The sequence below is a fragment of the Arthrobacter sp. NicSoilC5 genome (assembly GCF_019977395.1).
Taxonomy (GTDB): Bacteria; Actinomycetota; Actinomycetes; order Actinomycetales; family Micrococcaceae; genus Arthrobacter.
On record NZ_AP024660.1, the window covers coordinates 2,923,897 to 2,949,299 of the forward strand.

The 25,403-nt window shown below is 64.5% G+C and carries 18 protein-coding genes; 12 read left to right on the forward strand and 6 right to left on the reverse strand.

Annotation, left to right across the window (positions count from 1 at the left end; genetic code table 11):
- Nucleotides 1-20: 20 nt before the first annotated feature.
- From LDO22_RS13720 to LDO22_RS13740, 5 genes are all read right to left on the reverse strand, one after another.
- The gene (locus tag LDO22_RS13720) at nt 21-824 is read right to left on the reverse strand and encodes a glycoside hydrolase family 16 protein (protein WP_224023869.1); all 804 of its coding nucleotides are present in this window, start codon (nt 822-824) and stop codon (nt 21-23) included.
- Between the two features lie 7 nt (nt 825-831).
- Nucleotides 832-3,045: a hypothetical protein gene (locus LDO22_RS13725; RefSeq protein WP_224023870.1), complete on the reverse strand. Its 2,214-nt coding sequence runs from the start codon at nt 3,043-3,045 to the stop codon at nt 832-834.
- A 75-nt stretch (nt 3,046-3,120) separates the two neighbouring features.
- Complete coding sequence (locus tag LDO22_RS13730) at nt 3,121-4,422, reverse strand: glycosyltransferase (RefSeq protein WP_224023874.1); 1,302 nt, start codon at nt 4,420-4,422, stop codon at nt 3,121-3,123.
- Nucleotides 4,419-5,423, reverse strand: coding sequence for a glycosyltransferase family 2 protein (locus LDO22_RS13735; protein WP_201302369.1), 1,005 nt, complete (start codon nt 5,421-5,423; stop codon nt 4,419-4,421). Before LDO22_RS13735 ends, LDO22_RS13730 begins: the two co-directional genes overlap by 4 nt.
- Nucleotides 5,416-6,315: a glycosyltransferase family 2 protein gene (locus LDO22_RS13740; protein ID WP_308209023.1), complete on the reverse strand. Its 900-nt coding sequence runs from the start codon at nt 6,313-6,315 to the stop codon at nt 5,416-5,418. The genes LDO22_RS13735 and LDO22_RS13740 overlap by 8 nt, the downstream gene beginning before the upstream one ends.
- Before the next feature lie 432 nt (nt 6,316-6,747).
- Here LDO22_RS13740 and LDO22_RS21820 point away from each other — a divergent pair, with 432 nt between their 5' ends.
- The 12 genes from LDO22_RS21820 (at nt 6,748) to LDO22_RS13800 (ending at nt 24,040) form a co-directional block, all read left to right on the forward strand.
- The gene (locus LDO22_RS21820) at nt 6,748-8,991 is read left to right on the forward strand and encodes a PKD domain-containing protein (protein ID WP_275966692.1); all 2,244 of its coding nucleotides are present in this window, start codon (nt 6,748-6,750) and stop codon (nt 8,989-8,991) included.
- A gap of 693 nt (nt 8,992-9,684) precedes the next feature.
- Nucleotides 9,685-12,372 (forward strand): LuxR family transcriptional regulator, encoded by a 2,688-nt coding sequence (locus tag LDO22_RS13750; RefSeq protein WP_224023877.1) that lies wholly within the window; start codon nt 9,685-9,687, stop codon nt 12,370-12,372.
- Between the two features lie 149 nt (nt 12,373-12,521).
- The gene (locus tag LDO22_RS13755) at nt 12,522-14,114 is read left to right on the forward strand and encodes a sugar transferase (RefSeq protein ID WP_224023879.1); all 1,593 of its coding nucleotides are present in this window, start codon (nt 12,522-12,524) and stop codon (nt 14,112-14,114) included.
- A 28-nt stretch (nt 14,115-14,142) separates the two neighbouring features.
- The gene (locus LDO22_RS13760) at nt 14,143-15,285 is read left to right on the forward strand and encodes a Gfo/Idh/MocA family oxidoreductase (RefSeq protein WP_224023882.1); all 1,143 of its coding nucleotides are present in this window, start codon (nt 14,143-14,145) and stop codon (nt 15,283-15,285) included.
- Entirely contained in the window at nt 15,282-16,274 is a 993-nt protein-coding gene (locus LDO22_RS13765) for an NAD-dependent epimerase/dehydratase family protein (protein ID WP_224023884.1), read from the forward strand. The genes LDO22_RS13760 and LDO22_RS13765 overlap by 4 nt, the downstream gene beginning before the upstream one ends.
- Nucleotides 16,274-17,440 (forward strand): DegT/DnrJ/EryC1/StrS family aminotransferase, encoded by a 1,167-nt coding sequence (locus tag LDO22_RS13770; RefSeq protein ID WP_201302367.1) that lies wholly within the window; start codon nt 16,274-16,276, stop codon nt 17,438-17,440. The genes LDO22_RS13765 and LDO22_RS13770 overlap by 1 nt, the downstream gene beginning before the upstream one ends.
- A complete protein-coding gene (locus LDO22_RS13775) occupies nt 17,437-18,096 on the forward strand; it encodes an acetyltransferase (protein ID WP_224023886.1) in 660 nt (219 codons plus the stop codon). The genes LDO22_RS13770 and LDO22_RS13775 overlap by 4 nt, the downstream gene beginning before the upstream one ends.
- Nucleotides 18,093-19,217 carry a DegT/DnrJ/EryC1/StrS family aminotransferase gene (locus tag LDO22_RS13780; protein ID WP_224023888.1) on the forward strand — a complete coding sequence of 375 codons (1,125 nt, stop codon included), beginning with the start codon at nt 18,093-18,095 and terminating at the stop codon, nt 19,215-19,217. Before LDO22_RS13775 ends, LDO22_RS13780 begins: the two co-directional genes overlap by 4 nt.
- A complete protein-coding gene (locus LDO22_RS13785; protein WP_224023890.1) occupies nt 19,214-20,677 on the forward strand; it encodes an oligosaccharide flippase family protein in 1,464 nt (487 codons plus the stop codon). The genes LDO22_RS13780 and LDO22_RS13785 overlap by 4 nt, the downstream gene beginning before the upstream one ends.
- On the forward strand, nt 20,674-21,936 hold the full coding sequence (locus LDO22_RS13790) for a glycosyltransferase family 4 protein (protein WP_224023892.1): 1,263 nt from the start codon (nt 20,674-20,676) through the stop codon (nt 21,934-21,936). The genes LDO22_RS13785 and LDO22_RS13790 overlap by 4 nt, the downstream gene beginning before the upstream one ends.
- A 416-nt stretch (nt 21,937-22,352) precedes the next feature.
- Nucleotides 22,353-23,156 (forward strand): glycosyltransferase, encoded by an 804-nt coding sequence (locus LDO22_RS13795; protein ID WP_224023894.1) that lies wholly within the window; start codon nt 22,353-22,355, stop codon nt 23,154-23,156.
- The gene (locus LDO22_RS13800) at nt 23,153-24,040 is read left to right on the forward strand and encodes a DUF6492 family protein (RefSeq protein ID WP_224023896.1); all 888 of its coding nucleotides are present in this window, start codon (nt 23,153-23,155) and stop codon (nt 24,038-24,040) included. Before LDO22_RS13795 ends, LDO22_RS13800 begins: the two co-directional genes overlap by 4 nt.
- A 15-nt stretch (nt 24,041-24,055) precedes the next feature.
- Here the strand turns inward: LDO22_RS13800 and LDO22_RS13805 are convergent, their stop codons facing one another.
- Nucleotides 24,056-25,363, reverse strand: a complete 1,308-nt coding sequence (locus LDO22_RS13805; RefSeq protein ID WP_224023898.1) for a beta-galactosidase — start codon at nt 25,361-25,363, stop codon at nt 24,056-24,058.
- Nucleotides 25,364-25,403: the final 40 nt, after the last annotated feature.

A 25,403-nucleotide genomic window follows, 5' to 3' on the forward strand; every position in this document is an offset into this window, starting at 1 on the left:
GGTCGCGGCACTTGGTTCGTTCACGGCGTGTAGGCATACTGGGCCACCCAATCAACCTGCAGATGCCCTGCCGTGCCGGCGGCCGGAAAGGTTGCTTTGGCGTCATCGGCGGTCTCCGCCTGAAGGGTCCAGCGCATGGGCGTGTTCGGCACACCCTTGGGTTTGGTTGTCTGGTCCACCAGCCCGCCGTCCAGGAACCACCGGACCAGGCCGGGGCTCCATTCGATGGTGGCAACATGCCACTGGCCTGCGCGGGAGTCCGAGTACTTCCTGTCGGCGGGATCGAACTCCATCCCGTCGGTCGTGCGGGTCCCTTTGATGGCGGAGTTCCCGTAGAGGGATCCGTCCAGGGCTCCTTCCGGCCAGTCGATCTCCCCTTCGTTCCAGTCGTCGCTGGCCGGCCAGAGGAGGAACGCGATCTTGTAGCCCGGGGTGGAGTCGTACCGGAACCTCACCGAGTACCTTCCGTACGTCTGGCCCGTATAGCCGAACGGAATGACGCTGGCCACCCGCGGCCTGCTGTCCGAGTAGTGCAGGTAGAAATCGAGGTAGCCGTCATGGACCGAAAGGACATCGTCGGGCGTGTACGTGCCAAAGCCCGATGAGTCGGAAAAACCGGAATACCCACGCATGTCCGGCCCGTACACCTGGCCCACGGCCCCCAGCGGGGCCGGGACGTCGAAGTCCTGGACCATGGTCTGCCGCCAGGACGGCAGATCCCCTTTCGGGGCCCCGGTAACCTTCGAGGAATCCGCGTGCAGGGCCAGCAGCGCCGCCCCGACGATGGACAACGACGTTACCGTGACGAGCGACAACTGGTACACCCGTCCGCTACTTTCCCCAGTCAGCACGTGAAACCTCGTAGATCCGCACCGACTTGTTCTCAAACACCAGCTCGGTGCCCCTGGCCACGTTCAGGTCATGCTCGAGCGGGACCAGGACATCCTTGGGGAACTGGCGTGGAACGCCGGTGGAGGTACGCTGCTGCAGGTCCGATACCACCACGAAGACCCGGTCCGAGGGGCGCAGCCTGGCTGCTGCCCGGGTCTTGTCCACGTAGGCCAGCATGTCATCCCCCGTGAACGGCTGGGCGGTGTTGTGCAGCTTCGACGCAACCGAAACAAGCTGCCCGGTGCGGAGGTAGAAGGCGTAGTGCGAGCCGACCAGCAGCGGCAGATGGTAGTTCGTTTCCACCACTGCGTCGCCCCGGCGGACGTTGGAGTCGAGCCAGCGGCTGGCCGATACGTCTGCGGCCGGTACCCGGACGTTGGCTTCATTCTGGAAGTACACGGCCGTGAACAGCACGGCCATTACCGAGATGGCCGAGGTTGCGCCTACGACGGCCTTCCTGCCCGGGAGTTTCCCGGACCAGAAGAGCCAGGCCGCGCCGATGGCGAGCCACGGAAGGGCGAACATGAAGACGCGGAGCCTGCCCTCGCCGCCGTAGGACGTGCCGAAGAGGCCAATGATGGGGGTTGCCGCAAGCGTTCCCACGATCAGGGTGGTGCGGACGTTGCCCCGGAGGATGTTGCGGATGAACCCCAACCCCGCAAGCAGGGCGGTGAACAGGGACAACGCCAGTGCTTCGCGTGCCAGCCACCGTCCGGAGAGGAGGGACGGTCCCGGTGCGCCGCTGGAGGCTTTGTAGCCGGCGTTGGCGAGGAAATCGAAGCCGTTGAGCAGGCCGTACTTGTCCTTGACGAACTCGGCGTTGGGAAGGAGGTAGAGCAGGGCCATCAGGAGCAGCGCGGGCGCTACCCAGGCCGGCTTGAAGTAGCGGGCCAGGAAGAGGGGGAAGAGCCCCAGGATGGCCAGGTACGGGGTCAGTTGGTGGCTCATCACAATCATTGCCTGCAGGACCAGGACTGCGGCGATGGCCAGTGCCTGCTGGCGGCCGCTGTAGGTCCTGACCTCCTCCGGCCCGGGGGCCTCTTTTGAGAAACGGCCGGACAGCCGCTCCTCAAGCCTGAGCACCCAGGGGGCCGGGTTGCCGCGAAGGTAGGTAAGGATCAGCAGGCACATGGTCAGGTGCAGCGTGTAGGCGAAGGCCTGCGGCGAGTAATAGTTTTGGTTCAGCCAGTTGGAGAGGGCGAAAACCAGCGCACTCGTCCAGTAGATCCGCGGGTTCTTTGTCAGGGTCCTGGCGATGGCAAGCACCAGGGCGACGTTTATCAGCGCGAACACCGGCTCGGCCCATCCGGCGTAGGCCATGGCGTCCTTGTAGCCGCTGGATTCACCCAGGAACGCGCTGAACAGGAAGAAGCCGGGCCAGCGGTTGTAGATGTCGATGTCCGGGTCGAACTGGCCGGTGGTCTGGATCAGGTCCGTGACGGCTATGTGCTTGTAGGTCCAGGGCAGCCGCGGGACGTTGGCCAGCAGCCCGGCGGAAGAATAAAGGATGACCACCAGGCCCGTGATCGAGGCACCGGTAAGCCACCCGGAGTGCTCGCCCTGCCGGACGATGCTCCAGATGCAGAGTGCCACCACGAGGGCCAGCGCCACATACCAGGTGACAGGGAAGGCGGCGAGCAGGCCGAGGTCGCCGAGGTGGGGGTTTGTGAGCCCTAATGTAGCGGCCCACGTGACCATGGCGGCCAGGAGAACCAGCCAGGGTGCATAGGTTTTGAGCTCCGGACGTGGCAGCCGGGTTGCGGCAACCCGGGGGCTAAGTGGCCCCGGCACCAGGAGGGCGGCCGCGGAGGCCAGCATGATGCCGACGGCGGCGGGCCGGGGATTCCAGAGCTGGAGCCACCCCATGACGGCGGCGGCCAGGGCAAGTGCCGTGGCGCCGGCGACGACGGTGAAGATCAGGCGGGCCACCGGGTCCACATTCCGGACCCACCGCACCAGTGCCCAGCCCGGAATGAGGAGGCACACCAGGAGTTTGGCGCCCGCAATGGACTCGCCCCCGACGTCGAACAGGATCAGGACCGCCGTCACGGCACCGAGCAGTGCCAGGACGTAATCGGAATACCCTGGCCTGCGCCGGCGTGAAGGGCGGGAGTTCATCGGGCCGGACACGTCACCCCTGATGAGAAGCGCCATACTGTTTCAACTCCTGGATTGCTTGCCGCCGGTGGAGCGACCCTCCGCCAACGGCCCCGACTGTGGACTGTTGTCTTAGCTGCCCGCGGCAGCCCTGCGCGATTGCAGATATTTGTAGGGGCCCAGGGCCACAGCCAGAAGCTGCAGCCAGACGAGCCGGTCGACCTGGGCCTCCAGCGAACTGTGGATCGGCGGCCCCTGGAGCGCCGGCTGGCCGGCCTGTTGGCGCCGGTTCAGGAACTCGAGTCCAACGCCCCAGCTCCTGGCCAGGGCCAGCCTCGCGGTATGGGGGTCCATCATCACCTTCGTCATCCAGGCCCCGAGGCCGTTGCCGTAGCCCCGCGCCTGTACCCGCAGGTCTTCGAGGCCGTCCCGGTGTCGGTGCCAGACAATGGCGGCCGGCTGGACCACCAAAGCGTGCCCCGCGAGGATGACCCGGGTGAACATGTCGATGTCTTCCCCGCCGCCCGTGGGAGTTCCCACCCCCAGGGCGGGATCGAACCCGCCGAGGCGAAGTGCCGGCTGGCGCCTGAGGGCGAAATTGGCTCCCGTACCGAAAGCACCGGGGCTGAAAGGGAACTTGGGGAGCGCCGCGGGCGGGTTGGCGAGCGAGTAGACCTGCGGAACCAGGCTCCGTGACCAGCTGACCTTCGAATCGAAATAGCCCTGGGTGGGGGTGCGGAGCTCTCCCGCGGGAACCAGCCCCGTAACGCAGGCAGCCCCGGGAACGGCTTCGAAGGCGGCGGCGATCTCCCGCAGCCAGGACCTGTCCACCACCACGTCGTCATCGGTGAAGGCTACGACGTCTCCCCTGGCGTGCCGAAGGCCGGTGTTCCTGGCGTGGGAGAGGCCCGGAACGGGTTCGGTCACCAGCCGGACCCGCTGGTCCCTGAACTCGCGCCGGACCAGTTCTTCAGTGGCTTGCGTGGCGGGGGCGTTGTCCACCACCACCACGTCAAAGTGCGGGTAGTCCAGGGCAAGGATGGTCAGGAGCGCACCCCGCAACTGCAGGGTGCGGTCCCTGGTGCACACCACCACCGTGATGTGCGGGGTGGTCACCGCCGGCGGGAACGATGCGACTGGCGGCAGGGCCCCCAGGGCGTCCTCGAAGACAGTCCGATCCACGATTCCCGCCGGCGACGGCACGTCGACAAATCCCCGCACAGCCCCCGACGCACGCACCAGCAGCCGTGCCCGCTCGTATCCAGCATGGTTCTCCAGTTCAAAGCGCGAACAGTCCGCGAGGTCTTCCAGGTCCACCGACCCGATCCACCGCGCCCCCGGCCAGGCCGGCGGCAACAGCGACTCCATGGCGGGCACCAGGATCAGCGCCTCGCCCTGGAGATCCTCAAGCACCTGGCCGGCACCTTCGCTCATTGCACTTCCCTCCACTGTGCCCCGGCCGGGACCAGGACCACGTCCTCTTCCTCCGGGCCCGTCCAATGCTGAAGCCGGCGCCCCTGGAAGTACCCGGCCGCGGTGCAGGCCAGGACCGCGATGACCGCGCCGGCACGGCCCAGCCCGTCGGGACTGCCATCGCGCCCCCACGACTTCAGGCCGGTGAACACGGCGCGCGGGAGCACGCTGCGGACGTAGCGGCGTTCCGGGCCGAGTGCCCGTTTGTGGCCCACCAACTGGCTGACCTGGGCTTTGGACAATCCCTCGGCCCAGGACCGGGACATCATGTAGCGCCATGTCCCACGGGATGCGGGAACATGATGGTGTACCAGCGCCGCGGGTTCATAGACGATCCGCGAACCCGGCAAACCCATCCGGGAGCGGATGCAGATTTCGGTCTCCTCGCATCCCAGTGGCAGCGTGCCTTTGCGGCCCAGCGACTGGTTGAAGCCGCCCACCTGGCGCAGCACCTCAAGCCGGAAGGACATGTTGGCGCCGATCACGTTGCGGACTTCCGAAGCGACGCGGGGCAGGCCGCGATGGCTGCAGCCCACAATCCAGTCCAGTTCCTCCGCGAAGTACCCCGGGCGGCCGGATTCCCACAGCGGGACCACCTTCCCGCCCACACCCAGGACATCCGGATCGTCGTACAGCGCAACCAGGCGTTCGAGCCAGTCCGGCGCCGCCTCGGCGTCGTCATCAAGGAAGGCGACGATGTCCGATTCGGCGAGCCCCACGCCCGTGTTGCGGGCCCCTGACAACCCGGGCAGGCCTTCGCTCTCAACCACCGTGACGTCGTCGACGATCTCGATGAGCCGCTCGTAGAGGTCCTCGTTGTGGTCGATGACCACCAGCACCTGGTCCGGGGCAAGCGTCTGGTTGCGGACTGATTCGATGACGTCGAGCAGCATTCCCCACCGCTCGGAGGTATACGCGCAGATCACCACTGTCACGGACAGTGGCTTGATGCGGTCAAGCATGCCGGCTCACCGCCGCGACGAGGGTGTCATGCTGTTTTACGGCCGGGGCGAGGACGCTGTGCGGATCCACCGGAAGCCGTGGGAAGTGGACGTTGGAGTAGGTGTACTTCACGCGGCGGAGCGCCTCCGGGCGGGCACCTGCCGTGGGTGCCTCCCACAGGGTGCATTCCCGGGCCAGCGTGTGCAGCACCCGCCACCCGTCGCGGAACGTCTGGAGGTTGGATGCTCCCGAAATCCGGTCGAGCTCAAGGCTGGGAACCTCGGCGATCCTCAGCCCGCCCTTGGCGGCCCTGACGATAAGTTCCGTCTCGATCTCGAAGCCGTCCGACTGCAGCTCCAGCACCTGCAGGCATTCCCGGCGGAAGGCGATGTACCCGTAGCAAAGGTCCGAGTAGTTGCTGTGCAGTACAGCATTAGCGAGTCCGGTCAGCGCCCGGTTGCCGGCCTTCCGCAGCCGGGTCAGGTCTTCCGACCCGCCGCCGGTGACGTGCCGGGAGCCCTTCACGAAATCAAAATCGTGCTGGAGGGGTGCAACGAACCAACCAATCTCCTGGGGGTCCATGCTCCCGTCCGCGTCCAGCATCACGATGATGTCCCCCTTGGCGGCGTTGAAGCCGGCGCGGAGGGCCACACCCTTCCCTTTGCGGGTTTCATTGACCACCACCACGTCCGGGCGGAGGGCCTTGGCCACTTCAACAGTCTTGTCCTGCGAGCGGCCGTCGACGATGATCACCTCATCGACGTAAGAGGGCATCCGGCGGAGAACCCAGGGGAGGTTCTTTTCCTCGTTCAGGGTGGGAATGACCACGCTGATTGAGGCTTGTGGAAATAAATGTCCCGGCTCGGAAAAGAGAGCTGGAAGTTGGGGGGAAATCGACAATTGCCTCACCACTTCATGACAGTTCGGATTCTTGACAAGGCCGCCGGCCGTTATGGCGGTGGCACTAACGCTTCATCCGGTCATGGTCTGGTCGCTGACCCCCCAGCAAACCGTCGCCAATCCTCTGGCCGTTCCGGAAGACTACCCCCTACCTAATGCGGGTATCACGAGTAGTAGGTACTCACTTTTTACCTGGGGTTTACCCCCTGTTAGGCAAGTAAAGGGCTTGGGGGAGGCCGAAAAGATTAGGTATAGGGGGAACCGGGTGCCGGGAAAACGTTAGGTAGGGGGATGGGAGAAACCCCTATTTAGGTATGGCACTTGCATTGCCCCAGCTCCTGTCCGGGCATACGCTTCTCGGTACTTGGGGGCTGAGAGCTCTTTGTGACTGGGCCAAACGGGCAGACGTTCCCCGAATTCTTCCTATGCCCCAGGAGTTCCCTTATGAAGCTCAGACGCAGACACTTTTTCAGCCGGACAGGCCAGGCCCTTGCCGTTGCCATGGTTCTGGCGGCCTCCATCCTCGGTTTGCCCGGTACGGCCTTAGCGGATCCCGTCTATGGCACGCAGAGCATTGCGTATTCAGGGGTGTCCAATCCGCCGACGTCGGACAAGCCGCAAAGCAAGCTGTGGTGGAATGACGGATCGTGGTGGGCCGACATGTGGAAGTCCGGCACCGGATGGAGCATCTACCGGCTGGACCGGGCCTCCAACAGCTGGGTGGACACCGGGGTGGTCAATGACACCAGGGGAAGCACCTTGGCGGACACCATGTGGGACGGGTCCCACCTCTACATTGCCTCCCACGTGGTGACCATCACCGGCGATGGAACACCCAAGCCGTCACTTTCCAACTCCCCGGCCAAGCTCTACCGGTACAGCTACGCCGGCGGCAAATACACGCTCGACAGCGGATTCCCCACCACCATCACCAACAATTCCAGTGAATCCATGACGATCGATAAGGACACCACCGGCCGGGTCTGGGCGACCTGGACGCAGGTGGCCGGAAACTCTACGTCGGGATACACCAACACCGTGTACATGAACGCCGCCACCAACAGCGGCGCCTCCTGGGGGACCCCCTTCGTCCTTCCCGTCAGCAACCCGAACCCCGCTCCGGATGACATCTCCGCGGTGGTGGCCTTCGGCAACGGGCAAGTAGGTGTCATGTGGAGTGACCACAAGGCCGACACCGTCTGGTGGGCCACGCACAAGGATTCCGATGCTGCCAACTCCTCCTGGAAACTGCAGCCGGCCCTGCGCGGCAACGGCCAGTCCGATGACCACCTGAACCTCAAGACGCTGCAGGCGGACACCACCGGCAGGGTCTTCGCGGCGGTCAAGACGAGCCTGAATGACATCTCCAGCGACAAGACGCTGCCGCAGCTGATCCTCCTGGTCTTCAAGCCCGGCACCGGAGCATTCACGCAGTCCACGATTGCCAAGACCGGCGACTGCGTCTCGCGGCCGCAAATCATCCTGGACACCCAGAACAACCTGGTGCGGGCGTTCCACACGGCACCGCCAACGTCGGTTTCCGGCTGTGCCTACTCCGGCGTCGCGGGAAGCATCTATGAGAAGACCGCGTCCATGGACAATCCCGTCTTCGGTTCCGGCCGCGGCACGCCCATCATGCAGGCAGCCTCGTCGTCGAACATCAATGACGTGACCACCAGCAAGCAGAGCGTGAACAACACCACCGGACTGGTGGTCATGGCCAGCGACAACGTGGCAAAGCGCTACTGGTTCTCGGACCGGTCGCTCGGCGGCACCCCGCCGCCCGCAGGCCAGGCTCCGGTAGCGTCATTCACCGCCAACCCGACGTCGGGTGCCGCGCCCCTGAATGTGGCCTTTACTGATACGTCCACCAATGCACCCACCTCGTGGGCATGGACCTTCGGCGACGGCGGCACGTCCACAGCACAGAACCCCAGCCACTCGTACACGACGGCCGGGACCTACACCGCCAAACTCACGGCGACCAATGCCACGGGATCGTCGTCGGCGACGGCCACCATCACCGTCGGCTCGGCACCACCGCCGGCAACCGGCGGCATTACCGTGGTGAGTTCCAGCACCTCCAACTCCGGGACTGCCGTGACCACTGCGTCATTGACGGTTCCTGCCGGTACCGCGGCGGGTGACGTCCTGGTCGCCTCCATCACCACGGACCTCAACCCGAACCTGACCGCCCCTGCCGGCTGGACGGCAATGGTCAATGCAAAATCCATCAACAGCACCTCGACCTCCGGTGCACGGGCGTTCGCGTACTACAAGGTGGTGGGTGCCTCGGATCCGGGAACGTACAGCTGGACGCTCAGTTCGGCGGCCAAGTGGGGTGGCGGCATCACCGCCTACCGCGGCGTCAACAACACCACGCCCCTGGACAGCCCGGTGGTGACCGCCGCTGACACCAGCTACTCGGCCACCAGCATCACGGTGGGCAGCATCACCACGGCCAGCAACGGCGCGATGCTGATTGGCGGGGTGGCCTGCGACTGCAGCGCACCCGTGGTCACCGCCCCGTCGGGCTGGACCGAACGCTGGGAGGCAGCGGCTGGGCAGATCGCCGAGCAGGCGGACAAACCGCAGGCAACGGCGGGGGCCAGCGGAACGGCCACGTGGACCCTGAGTGCCGCACGGGCTGTTGCCGCCTGGCGGACCGCCCTCAAGCCGGCGGCCTAGTGGAACCCATAACTGAATAGACAACTGAATGAATAACTGAACAAGGAGCGGCTCCGGCCCGCCGGCATGGCGGACCGGGGCCTATCCCCTTCTAAACACGGGAATTCGAAGTTATTTGCAATACCGCCGTTTGTGCCGCGACTTTAGTGGTCATCCGTGTCCGGCTAAAAATGAAAGTCTTCGCAAAGTCTTCCTGCGACCATTTCAAAAAATTGCCGTTCAGCATCCGCTTTGTGGGAGGAATTCCGCGCGTCAATCTTGAATTAAAGCTACAGGCGGGCCACAAAACCGAGCCCCTGAACGGGCTCCAACCGGCTTCCATGTTCCCCGCACCGGGAAAGGGCAGTACGGAACAATGCGGCAGCGGCTGCCGTGCGGGGCCGCCCAGTTGGCAAACTCCGACCTGCGTCCGGGCATTGAACCTATCCAGGGCGTACGCGAGAGAGCATAGCCCTCCTGTTCCGGCTTGGCGAGGGACTTTCGTCCCGGGTCATGGTCCTGAATAACTGGACTGCAATCTTGAGCAAGTCGGAGATGAAATCTTGATGGAATTCAGCAGGTAACAAGCTGGTGCCAATGTTCGTTTCGGCACTATATTCGCATTGTCGGCTCAACCCGCGCTGGGGAGCGTGGGTCGGCATCGAATTGGTCAGTTCAAGAATGCGGTCTCCTTCTTCGACGAATGGGGACACCATGGCGCTTATCGGGCGGAGCAAAGAACTGGACCGCGTGCTTTCCGTGGTCCGGGGGCCCAAGGAAAGCACTCTGGCAGTCATCGGCCGGAAGGGCACGGGCAAGTCCGCACTCTTGTCCGAGATTCCCACCCTGGCGGATTACCGTACCGTGTTCCTGACCGCCAGCGCCGCTGAATCCGATTGGCCTTTGTCCGGGTTGACTGCCCTCCTGAACGGCATGGACGATCCCGTCCTGAACCGGATCGCAGATGAACTCCTCCGGGACACGGCCGGTGCCTTGAGCGTCCCCGCCGTGTCCAGCATGCTGCTCGAGGGCCTGCACCAGCGCTCGTCATCACGGACCATCATCGTGATTGATGACGCAGACCAACTGGATCCCGGCAGCCAGGCAGTCCTTGGGTTCCTCGCGCGGCGCCTGGCCGGCACGGACATCGTCCTGTTCGTCAGTTTGCGGGAGGATCTCCCGGAGGGCCCCTTCAGCGGCCTTCCCAGTCTGCTGCTCGCTCCGCTGAGCTACAGCGACACGGTGCGGATGCTGGAAAGCGTGCCCACGAAACGGACCACGACGGCGGCCGCCCACGCGGTTGCCGCAGCCACGTGCGGCAACCCGCTTGCCGCCGTCGAACTCTATGACCGGCTCATTGAACGTCATGCTGAGGGCAAGTACGCGCTGCCCGTCCCGCTGCCCTCCAGCGGCAGCTTTGACGCAGAGTACGCGGCGCTGGTGGGCTCGCTGACACCTGGCGCGCGGAACGTCCTGGACCTGCTTGCGCTGTCCTGCCGCAGCGACATCTCCACTATCGAGAAGATCGACCGCGACGTATGGACAAGTGTGGATGAACTGCTGACCGCGGGACTGGTGAAACGGACCGGACCGCACCTGGGCATCGGCGACCAATTGCTCCGCGGTTACGTATTCACGGCCATGACCCCCGCGGTCCGCACCGCCAACCACCGCGCCCTTGCAGAAGCAGCCGCCGACACGGACCCCTATGCCCGGCGCTGGCACCTCAGCTTTACGGCACTGGAGCGCCAGACGCCTTTCCAGCTGCTCCGCCATGCCGTGGACCTGATCCGGGGCGGGGAGGTTTCCTTTGCCGTGGAGTACATCGAGCGCGCCCTCACCGTCAATCCGTGGGAAGCGGAGACGGCGGCCCGGCTCACGAGCGTGGCCGAACTGCTGTTCAACCGCGGTGAATTCGTGTATGCGCGGCGCTACCTGGAATGGGCGCAGCGGGTAACGCGCAATCCCGCCCTGATCCTGCGGCTGACCGGCTTGTCATTCGAGATCCAGTTTGCCCAGGGAGCCTCCGTCCGCTCGAGCATGGTGTTGCGTCTCGTCAAGGAATTCGGACAGCACGATCCGGCCTATGCCGCCAGCCTGCTGGCCATCGGGGCCCTCTACTATGCCGAGCGGTGGGAGCTGAAGGACGCCGCCGAGCTTCTCCACTTCGCCGGCGGATTCCAGGGGTCGGCGTCCGCCCAGTGCCTGGCCCTGGCCGACCGGGCCAAGGTCCTGATCGAATCCGTCAGCGGTGACACGGCAAACCTTGGGCGAAAGTACGATCAAACCGGTGCCACCCGCACAGCCGGCATCCTTGTGCAGGGGCGCGCACTGACGTACGCGGAGCACTACGAAAGTGCCCATGAGGCGTTTGCCATGCTCCGCAGCTCCGCCGAGCCAGCCCACATCAACTGGCGGGAAACCGCAGCCCTCATGGCGGTGGACAACGAAATCCGGGCGGGGAATGTGCGCGCTGCCGTCAAGCTGATCGATGACCTTGAGCTTTCCGAGCCTGAAATCAAATACCACCGCGGGATGCGGTACTACTTCCGGGTGTGGCGCGCCTACGCCCTGGGCGATGCTGCACGGGCCCAGGTCTGCGCGGTCGAAGCCCAGCGCTACGCAGGGGCCGAAAGCCACCCGGCCATCATGGCCCAACTTGCTGCCTGCCAGGGCCACTTCGCCCTCCTGCGCGGGGACCTGGCAGAGTCTGTTGCCCAGTTGTCCCGGGCCGCCGAGATCGGCATGAAGTTTGGCAGCCCCACCCTGCTGCGCTGTGAGGCCGACCTGGTGGAGGTATTGATCCGCCTGAACCGGCACCGTGAAGCCACCCAGGCACTCCTGCGCCTTGAAAGCCGCTCCGTGGGTCTGCGCTCCCCCTGGCTGATGATGGTGGTGGCCCGCAGCCGCGCGATGCTGGCGGACGGCGAGCGGTCACTGCAGCTCTTCTGCCAGGCACTGGAGGGCAGGAACGGTCACACGCTTGAGCGGGCCAGGACGCTGATGTGCTACGCGGAGCGGCTGCATGCCTTTGGCCGGCTGCGGGAGGCGCGTGATGCGCTCCTGCGGGCGAAGGTGATGTTCGATGAGGCCGGCGCAGACGCATGGACCCAGCATGTGGATGCCCTCCTTCTGGACGAACGCGTGGAGCCCGTCCACCCGCAGGGCAATCCGGCCATGCTGATGCTCGCAGACCATGAGCGGGTCCTCGCGAAAATGGTGGCCCGGGGCATGCGCAACAAGGAGATCGCCGGGACGTTGTATGTGTCCGTGCGTACGGTCGAAGTGCGCCTCACGGCGATCTACCGCAAGCTCGGTGTCGAGTCCCGGGCACAGCTGACGGCACTCGCCACGGATAAGGGCTCGGCGGCCACGGAGCCGTACGTCCTGCCTGTTTTATAGGAAAACCCCGGATTTGCGGTAACCGCAGTTTCCACAGCCTTCCCCTGCAGGAGCCACAAAGGCCTTGCCCATCCCCTCAATACCCGGCCGTCTGCGGCTAACTTTGCTTCACGGCCAGAGGACAGGCGGCTACGCCGGAAAGGGTGACCATGGCAGAAATACCAGTAGCCAGGACCCGGCGCGCAGCGTTCGACTGGCCTGTTTCCCCCGCTGCTGCACAGCGGGCGGGAACAGGGCAGCAGGCGGCAGGGGAAAGCGCAGGAACCCGCTTTCCCCTGCCGTCGGCGGCCCGAACCTCCTTGGCAGTGAAAGTCCGGACCAGGAAGGCAACCGCGGCCTGGATTTCCACGCATATCAATCTTCTGAGGTGCACGGACGCCGCGGTGGTGATGGCTGCCGCCTACGCCGGCTTCCTCCTATCGGAAGCAGGATTTTCGCCGGAGGGACCCAGGGACGGCGGAGCAGCTGCCGCGGCCGCGGCATTGACCGTTGCCTGGTTGGGCGCACTTGAGCTCTACCACAGCAGGGACCTTAAGGTGCTGGGCATCGGGGCCGATGAGTACAAGCGGGTGGCCTCGGCGACGCTGCACATCTTCGGCCTCATGGCCCTGGCCGCGGTGGTGTTCTCCATCCACGGCGCCAGCGCGTTCGTGACGGTGTCCCTCCCGCTGGGCGTGGCGGCCCTGACGGTGAACCGCCACCTGTTCCGCCGCCGGCTCACCGCCGAGAAGGCAAAAGGCCGCCACCTCTCGCGCGCCGTAGTGGTGGGCGAACCGGAAGATGTCCGCTACGTGGTTCAGCAGGTCCGCAAGTCGGGAGCTGTATACGAGATCCTGGGCGCATGCCTTCCCGGGGCACGGCGGGGAGCCGGCCTGCGGGTGGAAGACGAAACAGTGCCCGTGCTCTCCTCCACGGACGCCATTGCCAGGACAGTCCGCCTGGTCCAGGCGGACTCTGTGATCATCGCCGGTCCCCTCCCGGGCGGCAACAAGTTCATCCGCGAACTGGGCTGGAGACTCGAGGAATCGTCCACCGAGCTGATTCTCGCGGCAACCCTGACCAACGTGGCCGGGCCCCGCGTCCACTGGCGCCCCGTAGACGGCCTGCCATTGATGCACGTGGACATCCCGCAATACACCGGAGCGAAGCACGCCTTGAAGCGGGTCATGGATGTCACGGCTGCGCTTGCTGCCCTCCTGGTGCTCTCACCCGTGCTCCTGCTGATCGCCTTGATCGTCCGGCTGGACAGCCCTGGTCCCGTGCTCTTCCGCCAGGACCGGATCGGCAAGGACGGCCAGGTCTTCGGAATGTTCAAGTTCCGCTCCATGGTGGTCGACGCCGAGGCGAGGCTGGCGGCCCTGAACCAGCAGAACCAGGGCGCCGGGGTGCTTTTCAAGATGAAAGACGACCCCAGGGTCACGCGCTGCGGACGCTGGATGCGGAAGTACTCACTGGACGAACTCCCGCAGCTCTGGAATGTGGTGCTGGGCGACATGAGCATGGTGGGGCCCCGGCCGCCGCTGGACCGTGAGGTCAGCGGCTATGAACGCCACACCCGCCGCCGGCTCCTGATCAAGCCGGGCATCACCGGACTGTGGCAGATCAACGGCCGCTCGGACCTCCCCTGGGAGGAAGCGGTCCGGCTGGACCTCTACTACGTCGAAAACTGGTCCCTCGCGGGCGACCTGCTGATTCTTTGGCGGACGTTCCGGGCTGTAGTCCGGCCATCGGGCGCTTACTAGCAAATCCACAAAATGGGAAGAAAGTGACATGAGAGCCTTCACCAATCCATTCCACGCCACCCAACCGCAACCTGCGCCCAAACTCCGCATCGCCGTCGTGGGCGCCGGCTACTGGGGACCAAACCTGGCGCGCAACCTCCAGGCCAGCCCGGACTGGGACCTGGTGGCCATCTGCGACCTGGACGTCGAGCGGGCGCGGAAACTTGCCGCCACGCTCGGGGACATCCCCTGCGTGGAGTCACTGGATGAGCTGCTGGACACCTTTGAGGTGGACGCGGTAGCCATCGCGACGCCGGCGCGCACCCACCACGGAACGGTCATGACGGCGCTCCGGGCCGGGAAGCATGTCCTGGTGGAAAAGCCGCTGGCAGACAGCAGGGAACACGGGCTGGAGATGGTGGCCGAAGCACATGCCAACGGGCTGGTCCTGATGGCGGACCACACCTACTGCTACACCCCGGCCGTCCTCAAGATGCAGGAACTGGTCCAGTCCGGGTCCCTTGGAGAGATCCTGTTCGTGGATTCCACCCGGATCAATCTGGGGCTCGTGCAGCCCGACGTGGATGTCTTTTGGGACCTCGCGCCGCACGACCTCTCCATCCTCGATTTTGTCCTCCCCGGCGGACTCAACCCCGCCACCGTGTCCGCCTTCGGCGCGGACCCGCTGGGAACCGGGCGGGACTGCGTGGGGCACCTGAATTTCCGGCTTCCCAACGATGCCACCGCCCACGTGCACGTGAACTGGCTGAGCCCCACCAAGATCCGCCAGATGGTGATCGGTGGTTCCCTGCGGACCCTGGTGTGGGATGACCTGAACCCCCAGCAGCGGCTTAGCGTCTATGACCGGGGCGTCAGCCTGGACCGGCAACCCAAATCGGCCGGGGAAAGAGCCTCCACCGCCGTTTCCTACCGCCTCGGCGACACCTGGTCCCCCGCGCTGCCCGAGCGCGAGGCCCTCGGCCAGGTGGTGGCTGAACTCGCGTCCTGCATCCGCAACGGCCGTGACGCCAGGACAGGCGGCGCATCCGGTCTCCGCGTGCTGTCCGTCCTGGAAGCGGTGACCCGCAGCCTGACCCAGGACGGGCGCCCCACTCCCGTGGCCGGTTCTGCCTTGGCCGCGACAGGCGCCGCGTTGGGTGGCTCCGGGGCCGAGTTGGAGGAAGCACTGTGAGCCGCCTTGAGGGGGCCAGCGTCCTGGTCACCGGCGGGGCGGGCACCATCGGGTCCACTCTGGTGGACGCCCTCCTGGACGCCGGCGTGAGCCATATCGACGTGCTCGACAACCTGGTCCGCGGCAGGCTGAACAACCTGGCCGGCGCCTTGGCATCCGGGCAGGTTGAGCTGGTACAGGGCAACATCCAGGACCGGGATCTGGTGCATGACCTCACCCACGGCAAGGACCTGGTGTTCCACCAGGCGGCCATCCGCATCACCCAGTGTGCCGAGGAGCCGCGGCTGGCCCTGGAGGTCCTGGTGGACGGAAGCTTCAATGTCCTGGAAGCGGCCGCGGAGCACAAGGTAGCCAAGCTCGTGGCGGCGTCCAGCGCCTCCGTGTACGGGATGGCTGAAGAGTTCCCCACCACCGAACGGCACCACCATGCGAACAACGACACTTTCTACGGGGCAGCCAAGTCCTTCAATGAAGGCATGGCCAGGAGCTTCCGGGCCATGACCGGACTGGACTACGTGATGCTCCGCTACTTCAACGTGTACGGGCCCCGGATGGACGTCCACGGCCTGTACACCGAGGTCCTGGTGCGCTGGATGGAGCGGATCATGGACGGGGAGCCGCCGCTGATCTTTGGCGACGGACTCCAGACCATGGACTTCATCCATACCGCCGACGTCGCCCGCGCGAACGTGCTGGCCGCCGGCAGCGACGTCGTTGAAGGGACCTACAACGTGGCCAGCGGTACGGAAACCAGCCTGCTGGAGATGGCGCAGGCACTCCTGCGGGTCATGGGTTCCGGCCTCGCCGTGGAGCACGGGCCCGCGCGCCAGGTAAACAGCGTGGTGCGCCGGCTGGCTGACACCTCCGCCGCCGCCCGCGACCTTGGCTTCAAGGCCGAGGTGGAACTGGAAGAGGGATTGCGGCAACTGGTCACCTGGTGGCTGCCGCTGCGCGACGAGATCGCCGCTGCACGGAAGGTTGGTGCGTGATGACTGCTGAACCAGTGCTTGCCCGGATCAACGTCATGAAGCCCTGGCTCGGTGAGGAGGAAGCCCGGGCGCTGGCTGAGGTGGTGGCGTCCGGCTGGGTGGCGCAGGGGCCCAAGGTCAAGGAATTTGAATCGCGCTTCGCCGAATTCCAGGGAGTCCGCCATGCGGTTGCCACGTCCAGCTGCACCACGGCCTTGCACCTGGCGCTGGTGGTCGCGGGAATCGGGCCCGGGGACGACGTGGTTGTGCCGTCCCTGTCGTTCATCGCCACCGCGAACGCCGTGACATATGTTGGGGCGCGCCCGGTGTTCTGCGATGTTGACCCGGCCACCGGAAACGTGACCGCGGAAACCATCCACGCTGCGCTCACTTTGGACACCCGTGCCGTGATCGTGGTGGACCAGGGCGGCGTGCCGCTGGACATCGACCCCATCCGCGAGCTGTGCGACCGGCACGAAATCACCGTGATTGAAGACGCAGCATGTGCCGTCGGATCCACCTACAAGGGACGGCCGGTGGGCGCGGGCGCGGATGTTGCCGTATGGTCCTTCCACCCGCGCAAGATCCTGACCACCGGTGAGGGCGGCATGCTCACCACCAACCGGGCTGACTGGGCGGCCCGGGCCAGGACCCTGCGCGAGCACTCGATGAGCGTGTCCGCTGCGGACCGGCACGGTTCACTGCTCGCTCCGCCGGAGTCTTACCTTGAGGTGGGGTTCAACTACCGGATGACGGACCTGCAGGCCGCCGTCGGGCTGGTGCAGCTGGGCCGGCTGCCGGAGGTGCTGGCACGGCGGCGGGACATCGCAGCGCAGTATGTTGCCGGCCTCTCGAGGGTGCCGGGCCTGCGGCTGGTGTCGGATCCTCCTTATGGCACCACCAACTTCCAGTCGTTCTGGGTGGAGGTCCTGCCCAACTTTGGGACTACGCGGGACGGATTGATGGAGCTCCTGGCGGAAGCTGGCATCTCGGCCAGAAGGGGGATCATGGCCGCCCACCGCCAGCCCGCCTACCGGTGGCGGAACGCGGGCCGGGCCCTGCTGCAGCAGACGGAGCGGCTCAATGACAGGACGCTGATCCTCCCCGTCTACCACGAACTCGACGACGAAGGGCTGGCCAGGATTATCAGCACCATCCGGGCTGCGGCCGCCGGGATGCGCACATGAGTGAGCTGATCCTGATAGCTGCCAGCGGCTTGGCCCGCGAAGTCCTGGCGATGGTGCGCAGCAGCGGCCAGTACGACGTCGTCGGCCTGCTTGATGACGACAAGGAAATGGCGGGCGTGACCGTGGACGGGGCGCCCGTGCTCGGGACCATCGACGACGCCGCGAAGTACACGCACGCGTTCGTCCTGGTCTGCATCGGCTCCGGCCGGGTCCGTGAAGCTGTGGTGGAGCGGTTGACCGCGCTGGGCCTCACCGAGGCCCGTTATGCCATCGCCGTGGATCCCTCCGTCCAGTACCCGGAGGGGTGCCGTGTGGGGAGGGGCAGCATCCTGCTGCGGAACGTCACACTCACTGCGGCCGTCACGCTGGGCTCGCATGTGGTCGCCATGCCGTCGGTGACATTCACGCACGACGACGACGTGGCCGACTTCGCCACATTCGCTGCGGGAGTGTCGCTGGGCGGCGGAGTCCGGATTGGCCGGGGAGCATATCTGGGCATGAACGCCAGCGTGCGTGAACGGACGTCCGTGGGGGCCTACGCCACGGTGGGTATGGGCGCGGCGGTCCTCAGCAACGTTCCCGATGGCCAGACGTGGGTGGGTGTGCCGGCGCACGAAATCAACGGGGAGAACTTCAAGTTTCGGGGGATGTCATGAGCACCGGGATAGACGTACAGACCATTCCACTGGTGGATCTCGCCGCCCAGCAGGCGGAGGTCCATGAGGAAGTCATGGCGGAACTGGCTGTCGTCTTTTCCACGGCGTCCTTTATCGGCGGACCGGCCGTTGCAGATTTTGAGGCCGCGTACGCCTCGTTTGTGGGCGCCGGGCACTGTGTCGGCGTTGCCAACGGAACCGACGCCCTGGAACTTGCCCTGCGGGCCGGGGGCGTCTGCCCCGGCGGGGAAGTGATCATCCCCGCGAATACCTTCATCGCAACGGCAGAGGCAGTCAGCCGCATCGGGGCAGTCCCGGTACCCGTCGACGTCGACCCCCACTACCTTCTGATTGATCCGGACGCCGTGGCGGCCGCCGTCACATCCAGAACGCAGGCCATAGTGCCGGTCCATTTGTTTGGGCAGACCGCGTTCGTGGAGCGCCTGGTGCCCATCGCGCAGTCCTGCGGTGCCGTGATCATCGAGGACGCTGCACAGTCCCAGGGTGCAACACGCTTTGGAGCCCAGGCCGGTACATTGGGCGCGGCGGCAGGAACCAGCTTCTACCCTGGCAAGAATCTTGGCGCCGCCGGGGATGCCGGAGCGGTGCTGACCGACGATCCCGGCCTCGCGGCGCGGGTCCGGCTGCTGGGCGCGCACGGCAGCTCAGAAAAGTACCGGCATGAGGCCATTGGGTTCAATTCGCGGCTGGACACGGTCCAGGCAGTAGTCCTCAAGGCAAAGCTTGCCAGGCTTCACGCATGGAACCAGCGGCGGCGCGCAGCCGCGGAACGGTACGCGGCGCTTCTTGCCGGCGTGCCGGGGGTTGACATTCCGCAGGAGGCGCCCGGAAACGCGGATGTGTGGCACCTGTACGTGGTCCGGGTCCAGCACCGGGATGCGGTCCTCCGGGCGCTGCACGCTGCCGGGATCCACGCCGGCATCCACTACCCCGTCCCGGTTCACCTCAGCGAGGCGTACGCCGGCGGTACTTCCGGTTCGTTCCCTGTTGCCGAAGAAGCCGCCCGCCGGATCCTGTCGCTGCCGCTGTTCCCGCACATCACCGCGGAACAGCAGCTGCGGGTCGCAGAGGTGCTGGCAGATGCTGTGAAGACATCATGACGGCACCCGCGCCCCGCCCCGGAGCTTCCAGTGCATTCGGCTGGAGTGTCCTGAATACGGTACTTTCCCGGCTGGGCACGCTGGGCATCGGCATTGTCCTGGCCCGTGTGCTGGGACCGGAGTCATTCGGCACCTTCGCGGTGGCGCTGGTGGCACTCATGGCGGTGTTGAGCTTCAACGAACTCGGCGTTTCCCTGGCCATCGTCAGGTGGCCGGGAGATCCGGCCCGGATCGTGCCCACCGTCAACACCATTTCCGTGGCGGGAAGCACCTTGTTCTGCGGGGCGGCCATTGTTGCCGCCCCGGCTTTTACCGCCGCCGTGGGAGATCCTCACGCCACGGACGTCATCAGGGTGTTGATCCTCAGCGTCCTGATCAACGGCGTGGTGGCTTCCCCGGCCGCATTGCTTCAGCGGGATTTCCGCGAAAAGACGCGGCTGGGGATCGACCAGGTGAATGTTTGGGTGGGGGCCCTGCTGTCCCTGGTCCTGGCTCTTGCGGGCATGGGAGCGATGGCGCTGGCCGTCGGCCGTGTGGGCGGCAGCCTGCTCGCCGCCGTGATGTTCCTTCGGGCGTCCCCGGTCCCCTACCGGCTGGGCCTGGACCGGGAGCTGGTCATGCCGCTGCTCCGGTTCGGGCTGCCCCTGGCGGGCACGAGCATCATCTTCTTCGCCTTGGGCTACGCGGACCAACTGACCACCGGCGCCGTCCTTGGTTCCACGGCCCTCGGTTTCTACGTCCTGGCCTTCAACCTCTCGAGTTGGCCGGTCAGTATCCTTGCCCAGCCGCTGCGCCGCGTCGCACCGGCCGCCTTCTCGTCACTTCAGCACGATCGGGGACGGATGAACAATGCTTTCGAGGCAATCGTCTCAATACTTGCCAGTCTTACGTTTCCCTTGATTCTCTTCGTATCCGCCGGCGCTGCCCCGCTGATCGGGTTCATTTACGGTGACGAGTGGCTTCCCGCAGCGGCAGCACTTTCTTGGCTCGTCGTTGCTGCAATATCCAAGGTCATTTGCGATCTTGCCTACGATTTTGTTGTTGTCCTGGGCAAGTCCGGTACCGTCTTCGCCATCCAGGCGGGGAGTCTATTGGTCCTGGTACCGGCTCTGGCAGGGGGTGCCGCCCAGTATGGCCTGGCGGGTGTGGCTGCCGCGCAAGCGGTGGTAACCGTGGCTGTGGTCCTTCCCCTTTACCTCTGGCAACTGCACCGTGGCGGCCTGCGCCTAACCGCTTTCGCCCGGGCCGTTGGGGTTCCGCTGCTCGTCGCTCTTCCAGTGGGAGCTCTTTCGGTGGGATTCGCGCACTGGATTCCCGTGGCGTTATGGGCCTTGGCGGCAGGGGGCAGCACCGCCGCCGCAGCCACCGCAGGCATGCTTTGGCTGCGGCGTGACACCCTACGTGCTTTGCGCACGATTGGTGCCCCTCAGGCGCCCAGACACGTGGAGCTGATTCCATGAAAATCCTTGTCTACCCGCACGATTTGAAGATGGGCGGGAGCCAGATGAATGCCATCGAGATCGCGGCGGCAGTCCAAGGTCAGGGGCATGACGTTGTGGTCTTTGGCCAGCCGGGGCCCTTAGTGGAATATATCGGAGACCTGGGCCTGGAGTTCATCGAATCCCCCGCCGTTCGGCGCCGTCCATCCCTTGCCGCCGCAAAGAAGCTGCGTCATCTCGTTGAGTCACGCTCAGTCGAAGTGCTGCACGGCTATGAATGGCCCCCGTCCCTGGAATGCCATTTGGCGGCCCGGCAGAAGGAGGGCCCCGCAGTGGTTTCCACGGTGATGTCCATGGCAGTGGCACCGTTCCTCCCCGCAAGCCTCCCCCTCACGGTAGGAACGCACCAAATTGCCGCTGTTGAACAGGCGTCCGGGCGGTCTGAAGTCACGGTACTGGAACCACCGGTCGACGTTACCCGCAACCGTCCGGGTCTCCGCTTGGACCAGGACGGCTTTAGGATGCGCTGGGGCATCCGCCCTGGGGCGCAGGTAGTGGTCATAGTTTCCCGTCTGGCGTACCAGCTCAAGCTGGAAGGCATCTTCTCGGCTATCGATGTTGTGTCTGGGCTTGCGCGAGGGCGGGACGTGCAACTGTTGATCGTAGGGGACGGTCCCGCGAGGGCAGAAGTTACGTGCCGCGCGGAGCAAATCAACAGCAGCCATAACCGGAAAGTCGTCCTCCTTACCGGCGAGCTGGATGATCCCCGGGCGGCATACGACATCGGGGATGTGTGCCTTGGGATGGGTGGATCCGCCCTGAGGGCCATGGCTTTTGCCAAGCCGTTGGTGGTGCAGGGCGAGCTGGGGTTCTGGGAACTTCTCACACCCGTTTCTGTCGACCGGTTTCTGTGGCAAGGCTGGTACGGTGTGGGCCAAGACAAACAGCGGGGCAGGGCACAGCTGGGCCGGATCCTGTCGGAGTTACTGGCGAACCCCGCATGTCGGGCCGAACTTGGAGAGTACGGACTGGCGCTCGTAAGGGACCGCTTCAGTCTCGAGCGTGCCGCTGACACCCAAATAGGCATCTACTCGAAGGCATTGCGTGACCGCACTACTTTCGCTGCTGCCCCTAACACCGACTGGCGGGCTGCAGCCCGCTTCGTGAACTACGAAGGCCGGCGGTTGCTGGCGCGATGGACCGGCCGGGAGGTATCGGACGACTTCAACAGCAGGCCAATAGCAGCACGTGCCAGCCTTGTCGGCCGGAATGCGCCATGAGGGCACCCTTCGGCTCTTCGCGGGCCCCATTGATATGGATAGCGGGAACGGGCTGGGACAATGTCGCCGGCACAGACCGGAACATTGTCGAGGCTCTATCGAAGCACCGGCAGATCCTCTGGGTGGATCCACCCGTCGCCGTTTCGCCGTGGCACGTTGCGAAGGCAGCAACGCGGTTAGCAACCGGTCAGCTGAACAAGCCGACAACATCTTGGGCTAGTGACACGGTCCTCAGGCTTCGTGTCTCTGCCCCGCCTGGCGTTACCAGGCCTGGCATCCGGTCGCTAACGGCATTGTGTCTCAACCGGGCGATCCGTTCCGCTTTGGCTGCCGCCGGTTGGAGGCCGGATTGCGTAGTGGCGGCCTTCCCGCTCGCCCGGTTTCCGTCCGACGTCCCGGGCAGCAGGGTGTTGTACGTGACTGATGATTGGCTGTCCGGAGCAGCACTGATGGGGTTCTCCCGCCGAGCCATGCAGCGGGTGATGACATATAACCTCGCGCACAGCTCCGTGGTGGCAGCTGTCTCCGGCTCCCTGTTGGAAGACCTCCGCGCTATGCTTCCTGCTGAACCGGCACGTGCCCTCCATTACCCGCAACTATTCGCCGTTTTGCCGAACGGCTGCCCTGCTCCCGCGGTCGGGGCCCCTCGATCACGCAGCAACGTAGCGGGCCTGGTGGGCCAGCTGAATGAACGGCTTGATATGGACCTCTTGGAAGCCGTCCAGCAGGCCGGTATTAACCTTCGGATCATCGGACCTCGAACGGACCGGGACCCGGCTTTCGGACAACGCTTCGACGCTCTGCTCCAGAATGAGAACGTTGAGTGGACAGGCCCGCTACCGGGCGGAAAGATCCCAGACGAATTGTCCCGTCTTGGTACCGGATTGACGCCCTATAGAGATTCCGCCTTCAACCGTGCCAGTTTTCCGCTGAAAACCTTGGAGTACCTCTCCGCAGGAGTTCCGGTAGTAGCAACGGACAGCCCGGCAGTCCGGTGGTTGGCCACGAACCATGTGGCCGTCGCAGCGAACAGGCAGGACTTCGTCGACAAAGTACTGAAGAGTCTGCACAACCGGAACGACGGAGCGGCAGAAATGGAACGCAGGTCTTTTGCCCGGGCGCACTCGTGGGAGGCACGGGCCAAGGAGTTCCTTAGCCTTATCGAGGCTTCCGCCGTATCCGCGGTTCCCCCAGGAAAAGAACGAAAGGTTCAACTGTGAAAGACCATCAGCGCATTCCGACTCTTGCCGTCGTTACGCCCAGCTATCGCCCTGATTTTGAACTTTGCCGTGATCTCAACTCGTCAATCCTCCGCTTTACTTACTCAGACGTGGAGCAGTACATCATTGTTCCCGAATCAGACCGAAAACTTTTTAGTACCCTCGCCGGAAGTCGAACGCATATTCAGGATGTACGGGAGTATCTTCCCGGTTCTATTATCAAATTACCGCGGACGAATATGTGGATAAACGCACGGCGGCCGTTGCCACCGATAAGGGGTTGGATCGCGCAACAAATTGTCAAACTTGGGGCCGCTGCGGCTATGACGACCGACGTTGTCGTGCTGGTGGACTCCGACGTCGTCCTGATTCGGCCTATGAGCTCGCAGACCTTCATGCAACACGGCCAGCTGGCCCTGTACGAGGTAGCTGGTGGAATCGACAGCAGCCTGCCACGCCACCGGCTCTGGTATGCGACTGCGCGGCGACTTCTTGGTCTGCCGTCCATGGAATCACCGGAATTGCCCGACTACATTTGCTGTCCCTGCGCCTGGTCGCCTGCCTTGGTCCGTTCCATGCTTGGCCGCATTGAGTCTGTGACAGGCACGGACTGGGTAAGCGCAGTCGGTAAAGAATTGCATTTTTCCGAAATGATTTTGTATGGCGTCTACGTTCGTGACGTTTTGAAGTCCTCGCATGTGCCATCAAGTTCCACCATGCACTGCCTAAATCACTATGAAGAAGAGCCTTTGAATGAAGACGCTCTCAGGTTGCTGTTGTCCACCGCAACTCCCCTTGATTTTGCAGTTATGGTATCAGCTAAATCCGGAACTCAGCTGCAGACCCGCAGGGCAGTTCTAAGTTCTTTTACAGCTCGAACCTGATGCCACACAAACGGATCAGACGGGATTGGCGGCAAACTTATAAATGTGGTGGGAGTACTCGAAGGTGAAATCGTCCGTGAAGGCAGAATTATTGACCTGGATGGTGCGGTTTTCACCGACAACTTCAATACTAGCGGCAGGAAGCGATGGCGGCAGGGAAAGCTTGTGCGCACCGGGCTCCGCACCTAAGGCATTGGACGCGAATATGTAGGCGGCACCATCGTGCATTTTCAGCATCGTGTCCGTGTCAGAACCGAAGTCCCACGCATAGGACTGCGTATTAATTACAGGAGCCATCGTATGGATCCCTTGGATAATGGCGTGGATTCGTTCCCGTCTCTCCAATGGAGACTCCACCAACGAGTAGTTGCCGTTGATACCGTCGTTGTTGTGCTGGAAGAAGACGATGCCACGGGCTTCATGAGCGATAGCCGACCAGCACGCCCCCTCTATTTGTTCCGGCGTGATGGTGGATGCCCCCTTGTCAGTCAGGTAGGGCATGGCAGTCTCCACCATCATCCAGTTCGGTTGGCTACCTGGATAGGCCTGGAACGCGCGCATCCTTTCCACGAGCCAACCGTAGGTGGCTGCCCGGGCGACGGGAACGCCGGCAGGCCAATGTGAAGAGGCGGCAATCGCGGCGGCGGTATCTGGCGAGGTATAGGCGTAATTGTCCACGCTGGCGCAGTCAACCACGGACATGAAGTCGCGCATTGTGCCACGTGCCCAAAACGTCTCAAGGACACCTTTTGAGTAATTCGCGTTGATGAATCTCCCGTCGTTGCGGGACCGGAGGGCGTTCACCTGCGCCCGCATGTTTGCGAGACTCTCCTGGGTCGTCTGGCCTCCGCATCCCAGGCCCATGTCACATTCGTCGTAGGCCAGGAGGCCGACGGCCAACGGATCCGCCCCAATCTCTGCGGAACTGAATTCGTCCTGCACAATGCAGAACATGCCTTCAGCCGTTGCAGCGGCAAGAGGAGCATTGTGCTCCACTGCTTGGAAAGTATTTATACCGAGCGCTTTAAGTTGTTTGGCATGAGCTGGTCTTCCGAAGAAGACGCCAACTGGGAAGAAGCTGGGGTTTGTCCATCCCGCCGCTTCGGCCTTGGGATAGCGCCGCCAATACTCCGGCCCTCCCTCCCAGGGGACAGCGGCAAGATTGGATCCGTTCGGCACGGCGATGGCTACATTCTGCGGGCTGGGCTGCCCAACGTTGCTGAGCACAGCGCCGGCGGCTCCGCCAGCGAGGGCGGCCGCACCAACGCCACTGACGAACAGCCTGCGGCTTAGGATCCGGTCCTGCTTCTGATGCAATTCCATCTTGGCCTCCTTGGATTTCCCGCTGCGGCGATTGGAACCA

Excerpts from the sequence above, each read along its gene's own strand:
- LDO22_RS13725 (WP_224023870.1), bottom strand. The coding sequence starts at position 3,045 with ATGGCGCTTCTCATCAGGGGTGACGTGTCCGGCCCGATGAACTCCCGC.
- LDO22_RS13730 (WP_224023874.1), bottom strand. The coding sequence starts at position 4,422 with ATGAGCGAAGGTGCCGGCCAGGTGCTTGAGGATCTCCAGGGCGAGGCG.
- LDO22_RS13735 (WP_201302369.1), bottom strand. The coding sequence starts at position 5,423 with ATGCTTGACCGCATCAAGCCACTGTCCGTGACAGTGGTGATCTGCGCG.
- LDO22_RS21820 (WP_275966692.1), top strand. The coding sequence starts at position 6,748 with ATGAAGCTCAGACGCAGACACTTTTTCAGCCGGACAGGCCAGGCCCTT.
- LDO22_RS13750 (WP_224023877.1), top strand. The coding sequence starts at position 9,685 with ATGGCGCTTATCGGGCGGAGCAAAGAACTGGACCGCGTGCTTTCCGTG.
- LDO22_RS13755 (WP_224023879.1), top strand. The coding sequence starts at position 12,522 with ATGGCAGAAATACCAGTAGCCAGGACCCGGCGCGCAGCGTTCGACTGG.
- LDO22_RS13760 (WP_224023882.1), top strand. The coding sequence starts at position 14,143 with ATGAGAGCCTTCACCAATCCATTCCACGCCACCCAACCGCAACCTGCG.
- LDO22_RS13770 (WP_201302367.1), top strand. The coding sequence starts at position 16,274 with ATGACTGCTGAACCAGTGCTTGCCCGGATCAACGTCATGAAGCCCTGG.
- LDO22_RS13775 (WP_224023886.1), top strand. The coding sequence starts at position 17,437 with ATGAGTGAGCTGATCCTGATAGCTGCCAGCGGCTTGGCCCGCGAAGTC.
- LDO22_RS13780 (WP_224023888.1), top strand. The coding sequence starts at position 18,093 with ATGAGCACCGGGATAGACGTACAGACCATTCCACTGGTGGATCTCGCC.
- LDO22_RS13785 (WP_224023890.1), top strand. The coding sequence starts at position 19,214 with ATGACGGCACCCGCGCCCCGCCCCGGAGCTTCCAGTGCATTCGGCTGG.
- LDO22_RS13790 (WP_224023892.1), top strand. The coding sequence starts at position 20,674 with ATGAAAATCCTTGTCTACCCGCACGATTTGAAGATGGGCGGGAGCCAG.
- LDO22_RS13805 (WP_224023898.1), bottom strand. The coding sequence starts at position 25,363 with ATGGAATTGCATCAGAAGCAGGACCGGATCCTAAGCCGCAGGCTGTTC.